The 20,218-nt window shown below is 51.6% G+C and carries 15 protein-coding genes; 4 read left to right on the top strand and 11 right to left on the bottom strand.

The window, feature by feature from the left end:
- Nucleotides 1–29: 29 nt before the first annotated feature.
- From ACIDE9_RS06035 to yajC, 10 genes are all read right to left on the bottom strand, one after another.
- Complete coding sequence (locus ACIDE9_RS06035; protein ID WP_194752881.1) at nucleotides 30–3,131, bottom strand: efflux RND transporter permease subunit; 3,102 nt, start codon at nucleotides 3,129–3,131, stop codon at nucleotides 30–32.
- Between the two features lie 3 nt (nucleotides 3,132–3,134).
- Nucleotides 3,135–4,286 carry an efflux RND transporter periplasmic adaptor subunit gene (locus ACIDE9_RS06040; RefSeq protein ID WP_194752882.1) on the bottom strand — a complete coding sequence of 384 codons (1,152 nt, stop codon included), beginning with the start codon at nucleotides 4,284–4,286 and terminating at the stop codon, nucleotides 3,135–3,137.
- Nucleotides 4,287–4,296: 10 nt separating this feature from the next.
- Nucleotides 4,297–5,547: a TolC family protein gene (locus tag ACIDE9_RS06045; protein ID WP_411993482.1), complete on the bottom strand. Its 1,251-nt coding sequence runs from the start codon at nucleotides 5,545–5,547 to the stop codon at nucleotides 4,297–4,299.
- A gap of 106 nt (nucleotides 5,548–5,653) precedes the next feature.
- Nucleotides 5,654–5,989 carry a hypothetical protein gene (locus ACIDE9_RS06050; RefSeq protein WP_194752883.1) on the bottom strand — a complete coding sequence of 112 codons (336 nt, stop codon included), beginning with the start codon at nucleotides 5,987–5,989 and terminating at the stop codon, nucleotides 5,654–5,656.
- A 206-nt stretch (nucleotides 5,990–6,195) separates the two neighbouring features.
- Nucleotides 6,196–8,451, bottom strand: coding sequence for an ATP-dependent Clp protease ATP-binding subunit ClpA (gene clpA, locus ACIDE9_RS06055; protein WP_194752884.1), 2,256 nt, complete (start codon nucleotides 8,449–8,451; stop codon nucleotides 6,196–6,198).
- 328 nt (nucleotides 8,452–8,779) lie between these two features.
- On the bottom strand, nucleotides 8,780–9,091 hold the full coding sequence (clpS, locus tag ACIDE9_RS06060; protein ID WP_411993485.1) for an ATP-dependent Clp protease adapter ClpS: 312 nt from the start codon (nucleotides 9,089–9,091) through the stop codon (nucleotides 8,780–8,782).
- Between the two features lie 82 nt (nucleotides 9,092–9,173).
- Nucleotides 9,174–10,445, bottom strand: a complete 1,272-nt coding sequence (locus ACIDE9_RS06065; protein WP_411993487.1) for an HlyC/CorC family transporter — start codon at nucleotides 10,443–10,445, stop codon at nucleotides 9,174–9,176.
- Nucleotides 10,446–10,543: 98 nt separating this feature from the next.
- Nucleotides 10,544–11,488, bottom strand: a complete 945-nt coding sequence (gene secF / locus ACIDE9_RS06070) for a protein translocase subunit SecF (protein ID WP_411993489.1) — start codon at nucleotides 11,486–11,488, stop codon at nucleotides 10,544–10,546.
- Between the two features lie 38 nt (nucleotides 11,489–11,526).
- The gene (gene secD, locus ACIDE9_RS06075; RefSeq protein WP_411993491.1) at nucleotides 11,527–13,356 is read right to left on the bottom strand and encodes a protein translocase subunit SecD; all 1,830 of its coding nucleotides are present in this window, start codon (nucleotides 13,354–13,356) and stop codon (nucleotides 11,527–11,529) included.
- Between the two features lie 48 nt (nucleotides 13,357–13,404).
- Nucleotides 13,405–13,719, bottom strand: coding sequence for a preprotein translocase subunit YajC (yajC, locus tag ACIDE9_RS06080; RefSeq protein ID WP_194740476.1), 315 nt, complete (start codon nucleotides 13,717–13,719; stop codon nucleotides 13,405–13,407).
- A 191-nt stretch (nucleotides 13,720–13,910) separates the two neighbouring features.
- On the opposite strand from yajC, the gene ACIDE9_RS06085 reads away from it, so the two are divergent.
- Nucleotides 13,911–14,558 carry a hypothetical protein gene (locus ACIDE9_RS06085; RefSeq protein WP_411993494.1) on the top strand — a complete coding sequence of 216 codons (648 nt, stop codon included), beginning with the start codon at nucleotides 13,911–13,913 and terminating at the stop codon, nucleotides 14,556–14,558.
- An 869-nt stretch (nucleotides 14,559–15,427) separates the two neighbouring features.
- Here the strand turns inward: ACIDE9_RS06085 and ACIDE9_RS06090 are convergent.
- Nucleotides 15,428–16,618, bottom strand: a complete 1,191-nt coding sequence (locus ACIDE9_RS06090) for a tRNA guanosine(34) transglycosylase Tgt (protein ID WP_411993496.1) — start codon at nucleotides 16,616–16,618, stop codon at nucleotides 15,428–15,430.
- 157 nt (nucleotides 16,619–16,775) lie between these two features.
- Between ACIDE9_RS06090 and pssA the strand changes: the two genes are divergently transcribed.
- The 3 genes from pssA to yedA all read left to right on the top strand — a co-directional run bounded on the left by pssA (nucleotide 16,776) and on the right by yedA (nucleotide 20,207).
- Nucleotides 16,776–17,564 carry a CDP-diacylglycerol--serine O-phosphatidyltransferase gene (pssA, locus tag ACIDE9_RS06095; protein ID WP_411993498.1) on the top strand — a complete coding sequence of 263 codons (789 nt, stop codon included), beginning with the start codon at nucleotides 16,776–16,778 and terminating at the stop codon, nucleotides 17,562–17,564.
- A 126-nt stretch (nucleotides 17,565–17,690) separates the two neighbouring features.
- Nucleotides 17,691–19,220: a 2-isopropylmalate synthase gene (locus tag ACIDE9_RS06100; protein ID WP_194740479.1), complete on the top strand. Its 1,530-nt coding sequence runs from the start codon at nucleotides 17,691–17,693 to the stop codon at nucleotides 19,218–19,220.
- 93 nt (nucleotides 19,221–19,313) lie between these two features.
- Entirely contained in the window at nucleotides 19,314–20,207 is an 894-nt protein-coding gene (yedA, locus tag ACIDE9_RS06105; protein ID WP_411993500.1) for a drug/metabolite exporter YedA, read from the top strand.
- The last annotated feature ends 11 nt before the right edge of the window (nucleotides 20,208–20,218 follow it).

Consider the following 20,218-nt stretch of genomic DNA (forward strand, 5'->3'; position numbering starts at 1 on the left):
CTTTAGCGCATAGACTCACTGGGGCAGCATTATGCCTCTATTTTACTTTCTTCAAACTTACGATAAAGCGTGGGCACCACAATCAGGGTGAGTAGGGTAGAGGTAATCAAGCCACCAATCACCACAATCGCCAACGGCCGCTGTACCTCGGCGCCCGGACCAGTGGCAAACAGGAACGGCACCAGGCCCAGCATGGCCACGGTCGCGGTCATCATCACCGGTCTGAAACGCTGGGCACAGCCTTTGCGAATGGCTTCGAGCTGGCTCAGACCTTCTTCACGCAAGGTGCGGATATACGAGACCAGCACCACAGCGTTGAGTACGGCAATGCCCCATAAGGCAATAAAGCCGACGGAAGCAGGCACGGACAAGTATTCACCGGTGATAAACAAGGCAATCACGCCACCAATCGAGGCAAATGGCAACACCAGGATAATCATGGTGGCAAATCGTAAAGACTGGAACAGCAGGAACAGCAAGAAGAAAATCGCGGCAATGGTCACCGGGATAATAATCATCAAGTGACCCATGGCACGTTCCATGTTCTGGAACTGGCCACCGTATTCAAGATAATAGCCATCCGGTAATTGCAGTTTTTGTCCTAATACTTGCTGTAGCTCAGCCACAAAACCACCAAGGTCGCGGTCTTTGACGTTAACACCAATGACGATACGGCGTTTCGCCAGTTCGCGGCTGATTTGCGCCGGGCCATCCTTGATTTCAATGTCGGCCAGATCTTCCAGCGCCACGCGTGAGCCGTTGGGCGAGGTCAGCATAATGTTGCGGATGGCTTCTTCATTATTGCGGAAAGATTCCGGATAACGCACAGCGGCCGAGAAACGACGCTGGCCTTCAAAAATCTCGGTCGCAATCTTGCCGCCAATCGCCGTTTCAATCACGTCGTGCACATCGGACGCGTTGATACCATGGCGGGCAATCGCCTGACGGTCTATGGTGATATTCAGGTATTGTTGCCCTGACACCTTCTCGACCTTGATTTCCGTTGCACCTGTCACCGTACCGGCCAGCTTAGCGATTTCATCCGCTTTCTGCTTGAGCGCATCCAGGTCTTCACCAAAAATCTTCACGGCGACATCCGCACGCACACCGGTCAGCAATTCATCGACGCGGTCAGAGATCGGTTGTGCCATGATGATTTGCACGCCTGGAATATACTTCTCCAGCACTTCGCGCATTTTCTCAGCGATGTCATCCTGCGTCCACCCTGCAGGCCACTGATCACGCGGTTTGAGGCTAATGATCGGCGTAGATTCGTTTTGTGCCTGCGCATCGGCCGGGCTTTCACCACGACCCAGGCCGGAGATGGCGGACTTGATGCCTGGCACTTGTTCCATGATCAATTTCATCGCTTTGTTTTCCATTTTCATGGATTCTTCCAGCGAGATATTCGGCACACGGTTGATGCCAGGGACGATGGAGCCTTCTTTCATTTCCGGGATAAATGAGGTGCCGAGGAACGGAAACAACGCAATGGTGCCGACGAACAGCAGGCCGGACGCCATGATGGTTTTTTTCTCGTTATTGAGCACCCAGTTCAGCGCCGATAAATAAGGCCGCTTGATGGCCTGTATGAGCTTGGTGTCATCGCCACTGCCGCCTTTCAGCATGTATGAGCACAAGGCAGGTGTCAGGGTGAGTGACAATACCAGCGACACAAATAGCGCAATGGCAATGGTGTAGGCCAAAGGCGCAAACATTTTGCCTTCCATGCCTTCCAGCGTCATCAATGGCAAGAACACCAGGATGATGATACCGACGCCAAATAATACCGGCGTCGCCACTTCAGTCGCTGCTTCCAGGGCCACACGAATCCGGCTTTCATCTTTGCGGTGACCGAGGTGGTGAAAGGTGTTTTCCACCACCACCACAGAGCCATCAACCATCAGACCAATAGCGATGGCCAGTCCGCCCAATGACATCAGGTTGGCGGAAATACCGTAATGGTTCATGACCATAAAGGTGATCAAAGGCGTGAGAATCAGTGTGCCGACCACAATCAGGCTGGAACGCACGTCGCCCAGGAACAGGAACAGAATCACAATCACCAGGATAATGCCTTCAATCAGCACTTTGGTGACGGTATGCAGCGCGGCATCCACCAGTTCGCTGCGATCGTAGTAGGGCACAATTTGCAGGCCATGTGGCAACATGCCTTTACTGTTGATTTCCTCGACGCGGGCTTTAATGCGGCTCACCACTTCTTTGGCGTTGCCGCCGCGCATCATGATGACAATACCACCGACGGATTCGGTGTCGCCGTTTTTGAGCACGACGCCGACACGAACTTCGTGGCCGATGGTGACTTCTGCGACGTCGCGGATATAGACCGGAATACCGTTCTCTTCCTTGAGCACCATGTTGCGGATGTCGTCCAGGTTTTGTACCAGGCCCACACCGCGAATCAGGTATTGCTCTGCATAATGCGGCAAAATACCGCCACCACTGTTGGCGTTATTGCGCGCCAACGCTTCATATACATCTTTGAGTTTGATCGAAAAATGCGTCATGCGGTCCGGGTTGACCAGCACCTGGTATTGCTTGACGTAGCCGCCTTGCGAGTTGATTTCTGCCACGCCAGGGATGCCGCGCAGCAGGGGGCGAACCACCCAGTCCTGGATGGCACGACGCTCTGTGAGGTCAGCCTGGGTCAATGCCTTTTTACCGTCATCCGGTTTATCCAGCGTGAATTGATAGACCTCACCCAGGCCGGTAGAGACCGGTCCCAGGATAGGCGTCACGCCTTGCGGCATGCGCTCCATCACTTCCATCAAGCGTTCCATCACCAGTTGACGGGCAAAATAGACATCAGTGCTGTCGGTAAAGACCAGCGTGATCAGTGACAAGGCATTTTTATTCACCGAACGCATTTCGGTCAGGCCGGGCAAGCCGGTCATGGCGATTTCCAGCGGCACGGTGATAAAACGCTCGACTTCTTCTGGCGACTTGCCAGTGGCCTGCGTGGCAATCATGACCTGGACGTTAGTCACGTCAGGGAAAGCATCGACTGACAGTTTTTTAACCGCAAACAGGCCAGCCAGAATCAGGCCGACCGCCAACACGAGCACAATCAGGCGCTGCTTAAGCGCGCCTCTAATCAGAGATTCAATCATGCTTTACTCCATTTCTTTGCGCTTGCGTTCATTGTTGACATGAAACGCGCCATCGAGCACGATTTGATCGCCTGGTTGCAGGCCTTGCAGCACTTCCCTGTTGCCCTGGTAGGTACGGCCCAGGGTGACTGGCAGCAATTTATATTGCGTTGGTTTTAGGGTTTGTACAAACACATGGTCGGCATTGTTTTCACGCACCACTGCGGTGGACGGAATCGCAATCACTTTTTCTGGTTTGGCTTCCAGCAAAATGGTAATCAGCATGTCTGGCTTGAGCAGCATTTTTTCATTGCTGATATTGGCGCGTGCCATCACGGTACGTGTGGCTGGATTCACAATGTCACCGACAAACGCCAGCGTGCCGGTGAGTTCAGCATCGTCCAAGGCTGGCACTTCAATATCCAGCGACTGGCCTTCTTTAATGTGCGCAATTTGCTGCTCAGGGATTTCTGCCACTGCCCATACATGCGACAAGTCAGCAATCACAAACAGTTCTTCTGCCGGTGCCACCACCTGGCCTAGCCTGGCTTTACGCGCAATCACGGTGCCGGTGATTTTAGAGTTGACCTGACTGGTTGACATGCCACTGTTATGCAAGCCCAGTTGGGCAATGCTGGCAGGCGGCATGCCTAATACCAGTAACTGGTCGCGGGCGGCATTTAATTCCGCATTGGCCGCATTGAGCTCGCCTTCGCGGCGCTGTAGTTCCGCCAGGCTGATCACATCCGCTTCCAGCAGTTGCTTAGCACGGTCGACGGCTTTGGTTTGCAGTTGCATCTGCTGGCTGGCCTTGATGTAGCTCAGCTGGTATTGCGCCAGTTCTGTACTTTTGATCACAGCCAATCTCTGGCCAGCTTTCACTTCATCGCCCAGATTAACGTCCAGCGTGCTGATGCGGCCAGTGATAGATGCACCTGCCCTGGATTCATATTGTTCATCGACCTGGATACGGCCTGGGATGCGCAGGGTATCAATAAACGCCAATTCTTCTACCGCACCGGTACGCACGTTGGCGGCCAGTTCTTTGGTCAATGTGACCAGGCTGGGATCGACGACTTCTTTGGTTTCTGCTGCCGGGGCGGGTTTTTCGGTGCACGCGGTAGACATCACTGCCAGCGCGGCAGCGAGCAAAGTTGAAAATAAAACACGAGACATGACCATCCCCTTATGGTTGAACCAAATCCGAACCGATGAAGCGTTCGATTTGCAATACACTGAAAAAATAATCGAATTTGGCAATCAGATAGTCACGTCTGACATCACGATTGACGCGTTGTGCATCCAGGTACTCCAGGATGCCGCGTTCTCCGAACTTATAGGCGGCTTCTGCGCGACTCAGGGTTGCTTCTGATTGTTGCAACAAGCCATTCTCAAAGACTTTGAGCTGGTTGCTGGCAATGACCGTGCGCTGGTAGGCGCTATCAATCTCTTTGCGTAGCACCTGTTGTTGCAGCTTGATATTGGCATCTGCTTCCTCTATGCCTGCGGCGGCCTGGGCAATCTGGCCTTCACGGCGGTTCCACACCGGCAATGGCAGCACAACGCCCAACCTGAAGGTGTTCAGGTCAGGATCTTGGGTAAAGTCAGACTTCAATGTGAGGCCAGGAAAACGCAAGGCTTGCTCCAGCTTGAGTTTAGCTTCCGCACTGTCTTTGGCGGTAAACAGCTGTTGCAAGTAAGGGTTGTTCTCGGCAGATTTGCGTAACTCGGTGATGGCCGGTAAGGTGGAAATCGTCGGTAGCTCAGATTTGACATCGAAGCTATCTGGCATATTGCCTATCATGCCGCGCAAAATTGCCTTAGCTTCATCAATGCGGGTTTGCGCACTGGCGTAATCCCGTTCGGCTGCCAGTACTTCAGTATCGGCCTTAATCAGCTCATACCTGGCGGCTTCGCCGACATCGACTTTGCGTTTGATTTTGCTCTGGATTTCTTGCAGGATGCTCAGGTTAGCGCCCAGCATTTGCAAAATCTGCTGGCGCAGTAGCACCGTTAAATAGGCTTGTTTGATCAGGTTGCGCAAATCAAAACTGGTGGTTTGAATGCCTTTTTCAGCATAAGTCAGTTGTTGTTCTGCCAGTTCCCGGCGTGAAGTACGGGTGCCAGGAAAGTCCAGGGGTTGTGAAATGGTGACGCCATAGTTTCTTTCGCTGGCGCCTGGCGTGGGTACGCCACGGTATCTGGCCGGGCCTGCCATCAGTTCCATATCGGGATTGTAGAAAGATCTTGCCACGGTGATACCTGCCGCAGCTGCTTCAATTTGTGCTTTGCTCACGGCCATCATCGGGTTTTCGGCGACGGCTTTGTCCAATAAGGTTTTGAGGTCAAAAGTAGTTTCTGCAAACGCAACGGGAGTGATGCAACAACATAGCCACAATAGCCTGCATGCTTTCCGCCAGCGGGTCTGACTTAACATAACGATCCTTTTTCAGGTGACTGTACATATCATCATGTCACAGTCACCTTAATTAGTAATTAAAATGATGCTCTTTGCCAGCAAGGCAACAAGAGATGGAAAGTTTTTAAGCGAGTTGCGGCGGCCGGTCTAGCCAGAAACTGAGTAGCAGATGGTAGGAGGATAAGCGGTGTTCAGGCGCGAGGTAGGTGGTTTTATGCAGCGGATAACTAAAACCTGGTAGTAGGATTTTGTCGACGTCTACTTCGGCGATTTCCAGCATGTCGACGCAACAATATCCTTCGCCAAAATCGGCCGATAAACTGTCATCAATGGCATTGGAAAGGCTGGTTGCGGAAATACCGGTTTCTAGTAGCGTAGTTGTGACCGCCGGTTCGGCAGCGGTTGTCTGCAAAGCAAACATCAAACACAACGCATGTAGAAAATAAAATATCTTTTGCATTACAAAATCATATCTGTCAGGCAATACATTTACAGCAATAATTATACCAGTAATGCGAACACACCTAACATATTGATTTTATGTCACTCGTGGCCAATATAGGCAGATCTGGTAGCGCGTTGAGGATTTTTTTGCACCAAACTGGTGCAGGAAAGCCACGATGACATTATAGTAGATGTCACCGTGGTGTCAAAGTTCCAGCCAGACTAGGCTGAAATGGTTTCTTCTTTAAAAATCAGCTTAATCTGATCGTTGTCATCAATGTCGATATGGACGTGACCACCATCGTTCAAGCGACCAAACAGCAACTCATCCGCCAGTGCCTTACGAATGGTATCCTGGATCAATCTGGCCATTGGACGTGCCCCCATCAGTGGGTCAAACCCTTTTCTGCCCAGGTAGGCTTTGAGTTCGTCACTAAAGGTCACATCGACTTTCTTCTCGTGCAACTGATCTTCCAACTGCATGAGGAACTTGTCGACCACGCGCAGAATCACGTCCTGGCTGAGTGCACTAAATGAAACCGTGGCATCCAGGCGGTTACGGAATTCAGGGCTAAACAAACGTTTGAGGTCAGCCGCTTCATCGGTGCTGTCTTTACTGTTGGTAAAGCCTATGCTCGATTTAGACAGGTTTTCCGCACCCGCATTGGTAGTCATGATAATTGTCACATTACGGAAATCCGCTTTGCGGCCATTATTATCAGTCAAGGTGCCATGATCCATCACTTGCAACAAGATGTTGAAAATGTCTGGGTGTGCTTTCTCAATTTCGTCCAGTAACAGTACGCAATACGGTTGTTTAGTCACGGCTTCGGTCAGCAGGCCGCCCTGGTCAAAACCAACATAGCCCGGAGGCGCGCCAATCAGGCGTGAAACCGCATGACGCTCCATATATTCGGACATGTCAAAACGCAGCAGCTCAATGCCGAGCACATAAGCCAATTGCTTGGCGACTTCGGTTTTACCAACACCAGTCGGGCCTGCAAAAAGGAAGCTACCAATCGGTTTGCTGCTATTGCCCAGGCCACTACGCGCCATTTTGACGGCGGAAGATAGCACTTCAATTGCTTTGTCCTGGCCAAATACTACGGCTTTCAGGTCGCGCTCCAGTGTTTTCAGTGCGTTACGGTCATCACTGGAAATGTTTTTGGGCGGAATGCGCGCAATTTTGGCAATGATTTCTTCAATCTCTTTATTGCCAATGATTTTCTTCTGTTTGCTCTTAGGCAGAATGCGTTGCGCAGCACCAGCTTCATCAATCACGTCAATCGCCTTGTCCGGCAAATGGCGGTCGTTGATGTACTTGGCTGACAGCTCAGCTGCTACCGTTAAAGCACTGGCGCTGTATTTCACGCTGTGGTGCTCTTCAAACTTGGTTTTCAGGCCTTTCAGAATCTCAATGGTTTCGGCCACGCTAGGTTCTTGTACGTCGATCTTTTGGAAGCGGCGTGACAAGGCATGGTCTTTTTCAAAGATGCCGCGATATTCTTGATAAGTGGTGGCGCCTATGCATTTGAGTGAGCCATTGGACAAGGCTGGTTTCAGCAGGTTGCTGGCATCCAGCGTGCCGCCACTGGCTGAACCTGCGCCGATCAGGGTATGGATTTCGTCAATAAACAGAATCGCATCCGGCTTCTCGGCCAGCTGTTTCATGACGGCTTTCAGGCGCTGCTCAAAGTCACCGCGGTATTTGGTGCCAGCCAGCAGGGCGCCCATATCCAGTGAATAGACCGTGGCGTTTTCCAGCACTTCCGGAATGTCATTGCTGACGATACGTGAAGCCAGGCCTTCCGCAATCGCGGTTTTACCCACACCAGCTTCGCCTACCAGCAAAGGATTGTTCTTGCGACGACGGCACAAGGTCTGGATCACGCGTTCCAGTTCCTGGCTGCGACCGATCAATGGGTCGATTTTGCCAGCAATCACTTGCGCGTTCAGGTTGAGGGTAAAGCTTTCCAATGCGCCGGTGCTGACGCTTTCGCCTTCAGTTTCCTGCTCAGTGCTGGATGCCTTGGGCTCATTTTCCTGGATTTTAGCCACACCATGAGAAATAAAGTTGACCACATCCAGGCGGGTCACGCCTTGCTGATGCAGGAAAAATACGGCATGGGAATCTTTTTCACCATAGATCGCGACCAGCACATTGGCACCGGTGACTTCTTTTTTGCCTGAGGATTGTACGTGCAGCATGGCACGCTGAATCACACGTTGAAAGCCCAGGGTAGGTTGTGTGTCAACTTCTTCAGTCCCGGCTACTGTCGGGGTGTGCTCTTCGATATATTGGGACAGTTCACTACGCAGCGTATCAAACTTGGCTCCGCAGGCACGCAGGACTTCTGCGGCGGTTGGGTTGTCCAACATAGCCAGTAACAGATGCTCAACCGTAATTAATTCGTGACGCTTTTGTCGCGCGTCCATAAACGCCATGTGCAGGCTAACTTCAAGTTCTTGAGCAATCATGATGACTTTCCTTAATACACTACACTACAAAAAACGCCTCATTCACAGACGTAACTTCATGCAATACCAGTAAAACCTGTCTGTTTATTGTTATCGTGCTTTTTTACAAAAAATTCAATGCTCCGCTGCTGCTTTTTGCTCACCTTTATATGAGTCAAGCCGGGCAGAATCCTCTCATTACCATGCTACCACTGTGCAACCTGACTTGAACCGCAAGTATGTCAGTGTATTTGCCCGATATTCTCAGGATGCTACGACTGGAAATTACCGTGAACCATACGATTGGAGCCGTTTCCATTCCGCATCTTTGCCATATGGCGGTCGCGTTTCAAGCGGCTTCAATCACACATTGCAAAGGGTGTTGTGCTTCGCGGGCAGATTCCAAGACTTGATGCATTTTGGTTTCCGCAATATCCTGTGGGTAAACGCCACATACACCCATGCCCTCTGTATGTACTTGGAGCATGATTTGTGTCGCTTGTTCACGAGACTTGTTAAAAAAACGTTCAATGACGGCGACGACAAACTCCATGGGGGTGTAGTCGTCGTTGAGCAACAACACCTTATATAACTCTGGAGGCTTGGGTTTGGCAATCTGGGATTCAAGAGCCAGATCACCTTCACGCTTGGGTCGTACCATAGTTTTGTATACCTGTCTTAGAACCTATTTTGCGCCTTGTATTAAAAAATTCAAGGGCCTGATGCCGGAGAAATCCGGCTTTTTAAAGATAAATTTTGACGCGCTTGACGATACGGTCCTGTACGTCGAGGATTTCCAGTTTATGTTCACCGATTTTAAAGCTGGTGTCGGGTTCCGGAATGCCTTCAAAGTGCTCAAGAATTAAACCATTCAATGTGCGTGGACCGTCGGTAGGCAGGGAGAGTTTCAATTTGCGGTTGAGGTCACGCAGCAAACTGCCACCATCAACCAGCCAGCTGCCGTCTTCATGTTGATGGAAATGGTTGGCGTGTTCGGGTGACTGGGTGGTGAATTCGCCGACCACCTCCTCCAGAATGTCTTCCAGTGTTAGCAAGCCTTTGAATTCACCGTATTCATCGACGACCAGCGCAATGCGTTCATGTCGCTTCTGAAACTGTTGCAATTGTGTGTAAAGCGGGGTGCCGGACGGAATATAGTAAGGCAGGCTCATGGCAGCCTGTAACAGCGCTTTGGTCGGGGCTTTGCCGATGTGAAAATCACGCAGCAGCGGCAGCACTTTGCGCACATGCAAAATGCCGACGATGTCTTCGTGGTCGCCTTGCCGCACTGGCAGGCGGGAGTGGTGACTGCGTGCTAATTGCTCCATGATCTGCTCAATCGAGTGATCCAGGTCTATAAACTCGACCATCGTATGGGCTGTCATGGCATCGTCCACAATAATGTCTTCGAGGTCTAGCAGGTTCAGCAGAATGGTGCGGCTTTGTGAGGGGATGTATTGCCCGGCATCGCTGACAATACTGCGCAACTCCTCGGTGGTGACTGATTGCGCCTGCTCGTCAAAATTGACGCGTACACCCAATAATTTAAGGAAGGCTTTGACGAATAAATTGACAAACCAGACCACCGGTGTGAATAGCCATATCAGCGGGTAGAGCAAGTAGCTGGTGGCAAAGCCGAGTTTTTCCGCATGTGCAGCAGCGATGACTTTAGGGGAGATTTCACTGAAGACTAAGATGGCAAAGGTGATGGCCAGCGAGCCAAACATCAACACATAATCGCCCTCACCAAATAGGCGTTCTGAAATCACGACTTCCAAGGTAGAGGAGCCCACGATACAAAAGGTATTGCCTAATAGAATAGCACCCAGTGTTTTATCGGTTTGTGCAATGAGGCGGCTGGCCAGTTTGGCGCCGCGATGCCCCTCTTTGGCGAGGTGCCGCATCCGGTAACGGTTGAGCGACATCAGGCTGGTTTCGGCAATGGAGAAAAAGGCTGTCAGCGACAGCAAGAGCAATAGCAGACCGATCTGCCAGCTTAATGGGATGTTGTCCAAAAGAGTGGGGTTAAAAACAAGAAGCCACTAGTGTACCCACCAGTGGCTAAAAATCAAGCATCGCGACGGTTTATCAATGCCGCTTAAAAGGTAATGACTTAAGGCGCAAGGGCAGCTTCGTCTTCCTTTGGTTTTTTCTCCGTGTCGCCAATCAGGTTGGCTCGGCTCACGCCCAGCCACATGGCAATCGGGCAAGCGACCAATACTGACGAATAGATACCGAACAAAATACCAATAGTCAGTGCCAGGGAGAAGTTGTGCAAGGTTTCACCACCGAAGAACAGCATGGAGCAGACCATGGTTTGCGTCATCATGTGGGTGATGATGGTACGTGACATGGTGCGCGTAATGGCATTGTCGATGACTTGCACCGCGCTTGCTTTACGCATTTTTTTGAAGTTTTCGCGTACGCGGTCAAACACCACCACGGATTCGTTCACTGAGTAACCCAATACCGCGAGAATCGCCGCTAGTACCGTGAGGTTAAACTCCCATTGGAAGAAGGCAAAGAAACCGAGAATGATAATGACGTCATGCATGTTTGCGATAATCGCGGCCACCGCAAAGCGCCATTCAAAGCGCAAGGCCAGGTAACCCATGATGCCTGCACACACCAGTAACAATGCCAGTGCGCCGTTTTCATACAGCTCTTCACCGACTTGTGAGCCGACGGATTCAACGCGGCGAATTTCTGCACCTGCATCTGCCGCTTTTAATGCGCTGGAGATTTTTTCGGACAATTGTGCAATCGACAGCTCTTTTTTCACAGGCAGGCGAATTAATACATCCTGGCTGGAGCCAAAGTTTTGCACCGTGACGTCTTTGAGGCCCACACCATCCATTACCTGGCGGATTTGCTCGATATTGGCCGCCGCCGGGTAGTGTACCTCCATCACGGTGCCGCCAGTGAAGTCCACGCCGTAATTCAAGCCACGATGCAGCAGGAAAAAGATCGCCAATACAAAAGTAATCAGCGAAATCGAGGTGGTCAGACGCCCGTAGCTCATGAACGGGATGTCTTTTTTAATTCTGAATAATTCCATAATCTATTCTCTTATATGCGTTGTCAGCGTGCGGGTGATTAACCAATACGCAGGTGTTCAATCTTGCGGCGGTAGCCGTACAAGAGATTAACCAGTGCACGGGAGACCAGCACGGCGCTAAACATAGAGGTCATAATGCCCAACACGTGTACCACAGCAAAGCCTTTGATCGGGCCGGTACCAAACATAAACAGGGCCAGGCCAGCAATCAGGGTGGTGACGTTGGAGTCCAGGATGGTATCAAACGCACGGTCATAGCCAGCGTGGATACTGGCTTGTGGCGTGTTGCCATTGCGCAGCTCTTCGCGGATACGCTCGTTGATCAGCACGTTGGCATCAATCGCCATCCCCAGTGCCAGCGCAATCGCCGCCAGGCCAGGCAACGTCAGTGTCGCTTGCAGCATGGACAAGATCGCTACCAGCAACAACAGATTCACGCCCAGTGCCATGACGGACACGCCACCAAACACCATGTAGTAAACAATCATCATCACCGCAATCGCAGCAAAGCCCCACAGCGTAGAATGCACGCCGCGTTTGATGTTTTCTTCACCCATGCTTGGGCCAACGGTACGCTCTTCGATGATTTCCATCGGCGCTGCCAGCGCACCGGCGCGCAGCAGTAATGAAATGTCGGTGGCTTCCTGTGCATCGGCCATGCCAGAGATTTGTACGCGGCCGCCGCCAATTTCTTCGTTAATCACCGGCGCGGTAATGACTTCGGTACTGCCTTTTTCAATCAGCAGAATCGCCATGCGCTTACCGACGTTTTCACGGGTCACGTTTTTAAAGATGCCTGCACCACGGCCATCCAGTGTCACGTTGACTACGGAAGAACCATTCTGGCCGTTCACGCCAGGGCCTGCATCGGTAATACGGTCACCAGTCAGCACCACGCTCTTTTTCACCAGCACCGGGCGGCCTTCACGGTCAGCAAACAACTCGTCACCAAACGGCACCTGGCCTGCCTGCGCTTTTTGCAGTGTGGCCATGTCAGACTTTTCTTCATCCACCATGCGGATTTCCAAAGTCGCCGTGCGGCCCAGAATCTCTTTGGCTTTTGCCGTGTCCTGCACGCCAGGTAATTGCACTACAATGCGGTCAAGGCCTTGTTGCTGCACGATAGGCTCTGCTACGCCCAGCTCGTTAATCCGGTTATGCAGGGTTTGCAGGTTTTGCTTGAGCGCAAATTCCTGGATGCGTTTTTGCGCCATCACGCTCATGCTGGCTGTGAGGTTAAAGTCTTTGTCGCTGCCTGCAATTTTGTAGGTCAGGTCAGAAAAGTCCTTGGCCAGCAGGTTGCGCGCCTTGGTGGCTTCGGCTTCTGATTCAAATTTAATCACTACCACCTGGCCCTGGCGCTCAATACCGTAGTAGTTGATTTTTTCTTTACGCAAAGACATGCGGAAGTCACCCACCGTGCTTTCAGCGGCTTTGTCCAACGCTGCTTTCATGTCCACTTGCAGCAGGAAATGCACGCCGCCACGCAAGTCCAGACCCAAATACATCGGTTTGGCGCCTATGCTTTGCAGCCAGTTCGGCGTTTGTGGCACCAGGTTGAGCGCCACGGTGTAGTCTTTACCCAGGTTGCCAACCAGTTTGTCCTTGGCCAGTAGTTGCGTATCCGTGTTGGCAAAACGCACTTTCACGCCGCTGGCATCCATAAACAAACCGTCAAACGGAATGTTGGCCAGTTTCAGTGTGTCTTCCACTTTTCGCAGCAGGCTATCGTCTACTTTCAGTGACGTTTTGGCCGGGCTGATCTGCACCGCTGGTGATTCACCAAAAAAGTTGGGGATCGTGTATAGCAGGCCAATGATAAACACTGTGCCGATCAGCACGAATTTCCATATTGGATAACGGTTCATAAGAAACTCTTGGTCGGAATGAAAGACGCGTGCGTCTTGTGGTTAGGATTAAATGGATTTCAGGGTGCCAGGTGGCAACAGTGTTTGTACCGTATGTTTCTGCACATTCACCACCGTGTTCGCAGCGATTTCAATGCTGACAAAGTTTTCACTGACTTTCGTCACCTTGCCGACGATGCCGCCGGTGGTGGCCACTTCATCACCCGCTTTCAAGGTTTCCAGCATGGACTTGTGCTGTTTTGCCTGTTTGACCTGTGGGCGGATCAACATAAAGTAAAACAAGACAAAAATCACCACCATGGGCAAAAAGCTCATGATGTCGGTAGCTGGCGCGGCAGCTGCGTAAGCGTTGCTGATAAACATATCTATTCCTAGGTCATACTGAAAATAACGCATGATTCTATCATAGAGCCTTCTTAATCTGTCACCGCTCGATTTGCAATGGCAATCGTAAGTGCTTGACCATTAATTGTAAAAGTATTTTAATGTTGGTTCGTCTTGATCATGCGCGTTCAAGGTGAATCTTTATTATTTTTATGATATTGGAGGAGTGTATGCAACATTATTTTAAGTATATGGCAGCAGTCTCTTTAGCAATTTCTTGCCAGTTCGCACAAGCGGGGGTCATTGTGCAGGCAACGACAGTCAGCGCTTCAAACGCTGACTTTGGTGGCGCGTATGCTTTGGTCAATCAGATCAACCAGTCCGGCCTGTCTGCAGGCTATATTGCAGGCGTGACCGACTTTGACAGTTTTGTCGCCGGTACGACGCACGATGGCCTGTCCGCGTTGAATTCCGGTTTCAGTGTCGGCCCTTTTGGCAGCTTTAGCTATGACTTGGGGGCTGTATACAATATTGATGCCATCGGGTTATGGGCGACCGCCAATACTGGCTCGGTATTGCAATTTAATTTATATGCCGATAATGACAATGACTTTAGCAATGGCAACAGTGGTTTGCTGGGTGGCTTTACTGCGGTAGGTTCGAATTACACTGCCGCAGATCCTGGTCAGGCATTTACTTTTGGTGACGTTTCTACTCGTTACGTACATATGGAAATCCTGACCACCGATGGCGGTCCACAGCCTGGTTTGGGTGAGGTGATTTTCCGTACGACGACCATGGTGCCCGAACCTGAGCCATTAGCCTTGTTTGCGGTTGGTGTTGTGCCGGTTTGGTTGCGCCTGCGCAAAACGGCCTGATGTGTACTTTGGTTGGTGATGTCCGCCAACGTTTAAAAGCCAGCACGTGTTGATGTGCTGGCTTTTTTATTGTGTGTTGATGGTGAGGGTGCGGTGGTTAATTGCGATGCCAGTGTCGTGATACTGAAGTGGAGTGATTGTGATAAAAGGTTGTTCTTTGGTTTGACGGTTGCTTTTCACCTTTTTGGCGAGTTACTTTTCTTTGCTTGCACAAAGAACAAGTAACCAAAAGAAAGTGCATCCCAGCTTCCGCTTGATTCCTGCGTTGCTCGTCAAAGTGGGCGGCCATCGAAACTCGCCCTGGCGGCTTGCACACCCCGCAAGCCACTGCGGAACTCGGACAGCCGATGGCCGAAGACTCCCACTTCGCCTGCGCTACTCGGCGCGGCAGATGGGGACCCCGAAAACCTAATGAGCGCACCGGTAGGTGATTTTAATAAATGAATTTGGTTTTCTAACCTTTCAAATTTCTACGCTACTAGTTTGGCGAGATAAATCCCATTCCATCACGGTGAGTAGCGGAGACAAAATAAGGAGGAAGGGAGCGACTGTTTGAGCACCGCGGCAGCTTGCGTAGTGTGCAAGCTACTAGGGTGAGTTTCGTGACCGGCTTATTTTGTTGATAACTAAGACTGCGCAGCAGTCTGTTACGGCGTAGGCTAACTCGCGTAGCGATGTTAAGCGTAGCGGCCGTAGCCAACAACGCAAGGGAGCCTTTAGGCCGTGATGGCTGGGTGCCCTCCTCTTTGGTTACTTTCTGAGGGGCAAGCATCAGAAAGTGACTCGCCGACAAGGCGAAAGAGTTTTTAAGTTAATCCACTAGCCTGGCGAGAAGAGCGATCTTTTACATTAATGCTAAGTTAAGGAGGCTAACGCTTTTCCGCCCGTTTACGAGCAAACTCTGCCTTAAACGCTTCAAAACGATTTTCTTCAATCGCTGCTCGCATGCCTTGCATCAATACCTGGTAATAATGAAGGTTATGAATGGTGTTTAAACGCGCGCCCAGAATCTCGCCAATGCGATACAAATGGTGCAGGTAGGCGCGACTAAAGTTCTGGCAGGTATAGCATTCACAGTCTGCATCCAGTGGGCGTGTGTCGGTTTTGTAACTGGCATTCTTGATTTTGACATCACCATATTGCGTGAATAGCCAGCCATTGCGTGCATTACGCGTAGGCATCACGCAGTCAAACATATCAATCCCGTAGCTGACCGCATCGACCAGATCTTCCGGTGTACCAACGCCCATTAAATAGCGTGGTTTGTCTTTCGGCATTTGCGGCGCGGTGTGCGCCAGAATGCGCAGCATGTCTTCTTTAGGCTCACCGACCGACAGGCCACCGATGGCGTAGCCATCGAAGCCGATGGCTTCCAGGCCTTGGCGCGAAATATCACGCAGGTCTTCGTACATGCCGCCCTGGATGATGCCAAACAAAGCATTGCCGTTACTGGGGGTGGTGTCTGAGCGTAATTGTTGCACTTCCTCGGCGCCGCCCAGCATGGTGAGGGTGTGTTCTATGGTTTGCGTTTGATAGACATTAAATGCATCACGGCTGCGTTGTGCCCAGCGCTGGCTGAGTTCCATCGATTTGCGTGCCTGGTCGTGGCTGGCCGGGTAGGGCGTGCATTCATCAAAAATCATGACGATGTCACTGTTGAGCACGCGCTGGATGCGCATGGATTCTTCCGGGGTCAGGAAGCAGCGGTCGCCATTGATCGGGGACTGAAATTTGACGCCTTCTTCGGTGATTTTTCGCAATTCGCCCAGGCTCCAGACCTGGAAACCTCCGGAGTCGGTGAGGATGGGTTTTTCCCAGCCCATAAACTTGTGCAGGCCTTCATGCGCGGCGACCACTTCCAGCCCGGGGCGCAACCACAAATGAAAGGTATTGCCGAGGACAATGTGCGCCTGGATGTCGTTGAGCTCTTGCGGTGACATGGCCTTGACCGTGCCGTAAGTGCCAACAGGCATAAACGCCGGGGTTTGTACCTCACCATGAGGCAAGCTGACAGTGCCGCGTCTGGCGAGGCCGTCGGTATTGTGTAAGGAAAACTGCATGAACGTGCGATAACTGGCTGAAATAAACAGATATTTTACCACAGCTACAAGGCCTGCTTCTGATGCTGCGCAGGCCGCTGCAATCGCCGGATGCGCTTGCATTTTTTGTGATTGCCCGCAACAATGCTGGTATTCCGCAATTCTGAAAAAGTCCCTTATGGTTGATTCGCAAAACCGCCTGTCACGACGCGAGCAGCATACTAGTCTGCGCGAGCGTGGTATTTATCTGCTGCCTAATCTGTTCACTTCTGCTGCATTGTTTGGCGGTTTTTACGCCATTGTGCAGGCGATGAACCTGCATTTTGAGCAGTCGGCGATTGCGATTTTTATTGCCATGGTGATGGACGGGCTGGATGGACGCGTGGCGCGCATGACCAATACCCAGAGTGCCTTTGGTGCCGAGTATGACAGCCTGGCTGACATGGTATCGTTCGGTGTGGCGCCTGCGCTCATTATGTATGTGTGGGCCTTGCAGCCGATGAATAAACTGGGCTGGATTGCCGCCTTTATTTATTGCGCCTGCGCCGCCTTACGCCTGGCGCGTTTCAATACCAAGCTGGACGACCCGTTCCAGGACAAGCGCTTCTTCCAGGGCTTGCCTAGCCCGGCGGCGGCGGCGTTGTTGGCGGGGTTTGTCTGGGTGTCTTATGAATACAATATCGATGGCCGCGAGATTTTCTTTGGCGCCTTGCAGGTGAAATGGATCGCCTGGTTCCTGACGGTATTTGCCGCGGGTTCCATGGTGTCTGACCTCAAGTTTTATAGCGGTAAGGATATCAATCTGCGACATTCAGTACCGTTTGTGGCCATCCTGGCCGTGGTGCTGGCCTTTGTGCTGATTTCATACAGCCCGCCAGAAGTGTTGTTCAGCGTGGTATTTGTATATGCTTTGTCTGGCTATTACATGTGGGCGCGCGAGCGGCTGGCAGCAAAGAACGCGGTTTAAGCAGATTGGCTCATAAAAAACGCGCTTCCCGGCGCGTTTTTTTATGGACGTAAGTGCCAACTGGAAGCGATGTGGTCATTTGTAGGACAAGCGAGTAAAATTGGCTTGTTAGCGTTAGGAAAATTCATGGAACAAATTATTATTTTTGATACCACGTTGCGCGACGGTGAGCAAAGCCCGGGCGCGGCGATGACCAAAGAAGAAAAAATCCGCATTGCGCGCCAGCTGGAAAAGCTGGGCGTAGATGTGATTGAAGCAGGGTTTGCTGCGGCTAGCCCAGGTGATTTTGAGGCGATTTCCGAGATCGCCAAAGTGATCAAAACCTCTACCGTGTGTTCATTGGCGCGTGCCAGTGAGAACGACGTGCGCCGTGCCGGTGAAGCGATCAAACATGCGGCCAAAGGCCGTATCCATACCTTTATTGCTACCAGCAAAATCCATATGGAAAACAAACTGCGCATGAGCGAAGACCAGGTGGTCGAGCGGGCGGTGCAAGCGGTGAAGTGGGCGCGTGAATATACTGAAGACGTGGAGTTTTCAGCCGAAGATGCGGTGCGTTCTGAGATTGATTTTCTGGTGCGTGTATTTGAAGCGGTGATTGAGGCTGGTGCCAAAACCATCAATGTGCCGGATACCGTGGGTTACAGTATCCCTGAGGTGTGGGGTGAGCGGTTTGCCATTTTGCTCAAACGCGTCAAAGGCGCTGACAAAGTGGTGTGGTCTACCCACTGCCATAATGACCTTGGCATGGCCGTGGCCAACTCGCTGTCTGCCGTCATGAACGGTGCACGCCAGGTGGAATGCACAATTAATGGCCTGGGTGAGCGTGCTGGCAACGCCAGCCTGGAAGAAATCGTCATGGCGATTAAAACCCGTAACGATATTTTCAACCTAAGCACCCGCATTGATACGACGCAAATCGTGCCTGCTTCCAAACTGGTGTCTACCATTACGGGTTATCCAGTGCAGCCGAATAAGGCGATCGTCGGTGCCAACGCGTTTGCGCATGAGTCCGGCATCCACCAGGATGGTGTGCTCAAGCATCGTGAGACGTATGAAATTATGCGTGCCGAAGATGTGGGCTGGGGTGCCAATAAACTCACTTTGGGCAAGCTGTCTGGCCGCAATGCTTTCCGCACACGGTTGAAAGAGCTGGGCATAGAGCTGGAAAGTGAAGATGCCTTAAATGCCGCATTTGCACGCTTTAAAGAGCTGGCCGATAAAAAATCTGAGATTTTTGACGAAGATTTACACGCGCTGGTGAGTGATGAAGTGGTGCAGGAGCGCGAACTGTTCAAGTTGTCTTACCTGCAAGTGGCATCGCAAACGGGTGAAATTCCGCATGCAATTTTAACCTTGAGTGTCGATGGCGCTGAGCAGCGTACAGAAGCAGATGGCGGTGGCCCGGTCGATGCCACCTTTAAGGCGATTGAAAATGTGGTGGGCAGTGATGCTGAGCTGTTGCTGTACTCCGTGAATAACATCACCAGCGGCACAGATGCACAGGGTGAAGTGACCGTGCGTTTGTCCAAGGGTGGCCGTATCGTCAATGGTCAAGGCGCGGATACCGACATTGTGGTGGCTTCGGCCAAAGCCTATTTAAATGGCTTGAACAAGCTGTATGCCAAAGCGGAAAAATTGAACCCGCAGGTGTAAGCATGTTCTGAATCAACGCTTGCTGCCGTTGGGTGGCAGGCGTTTTCTTTTTGTATTGAATCTCATTGTGGACGAAAGGCTGGATAGGTCGTAATGACGCAAAGAAATCATTGGTTGCTGGTGATCGCTGCGTTGACCTGTACCTACTTTATTTGGGGCTCCACTTACCTGGCGATTAAGTACGCGATTGAGAGTTTTCCGCCGTTTGCCATGGTAGGCATACGATTCACGGTTGCCGGGTCTTTGCTATACCTCATCTTGCGCGCCATGGGGCATGCCGCGCCTACGCGTGTGCAATGGCGTGGTGCGGCCTGGGTCGGCCTGTTGCTGCCGGTGCTGGGTAATGGCACGGTGTCGCATGTGCAGTTACATGTGTCGTCTAGCGTCGCCGCGCTGGCGATTGCCACGGCACCGATCTGGATGGCGATTTTCTCCAGCGTGTGGGGGCATAAAATCAGCCGCCGTGAATGGCTGGGCATTGCCATTGGCCTGGTCGGCATTTTGTTATTGAATACGCGTGGTAGCCTGCAAGGCGACTGGCTGAGTGCCGGTTTGCTGATGTTTGCGGCGGCCTCATGGTCGCTTGGCTCAGTCTGGAGCAAGCATATGACCATGCCGCAAGGCCTGATGGGCGCGGCCAGCCAGATGCTGTGCGGCGGTCTGATTGCACTGCTGTTTAGTCTGGCGTTTGGCGAGCATTGGTCAACGCAAGTCACACCACGGTCATGGGCGGCAATTGCTTTCCTCATCGTGCTCGGTTCCATGGTGGCATTTTCGGCGTATCACTGGCTGCTGCACCATGTGCGGCCCATGGTCGCCAGTAGCAATACCTTTGTTAATCCTATCGTCGCTTTTGTGGTGGGCGTCTGGTTCGCCGATGAGCAGATTCACCTGATGGAATATATTGCGCTGGCCGTGATTCTGGTCGGCGTGTTCCTGGTGCTGACTGCGACCAAAGAAGCGGTGCCTGACGAACAAATTGTTTAGTTAATCATTAA

This window comes from Methylophilus sp. 'Pure River' (assembly GCF_046765995.1).
Lineage (GTDB): Bacteria > Pseudomonadota > Gammaproteobacteria > Burkholderiales > Methylophilaceae > Methylophilus.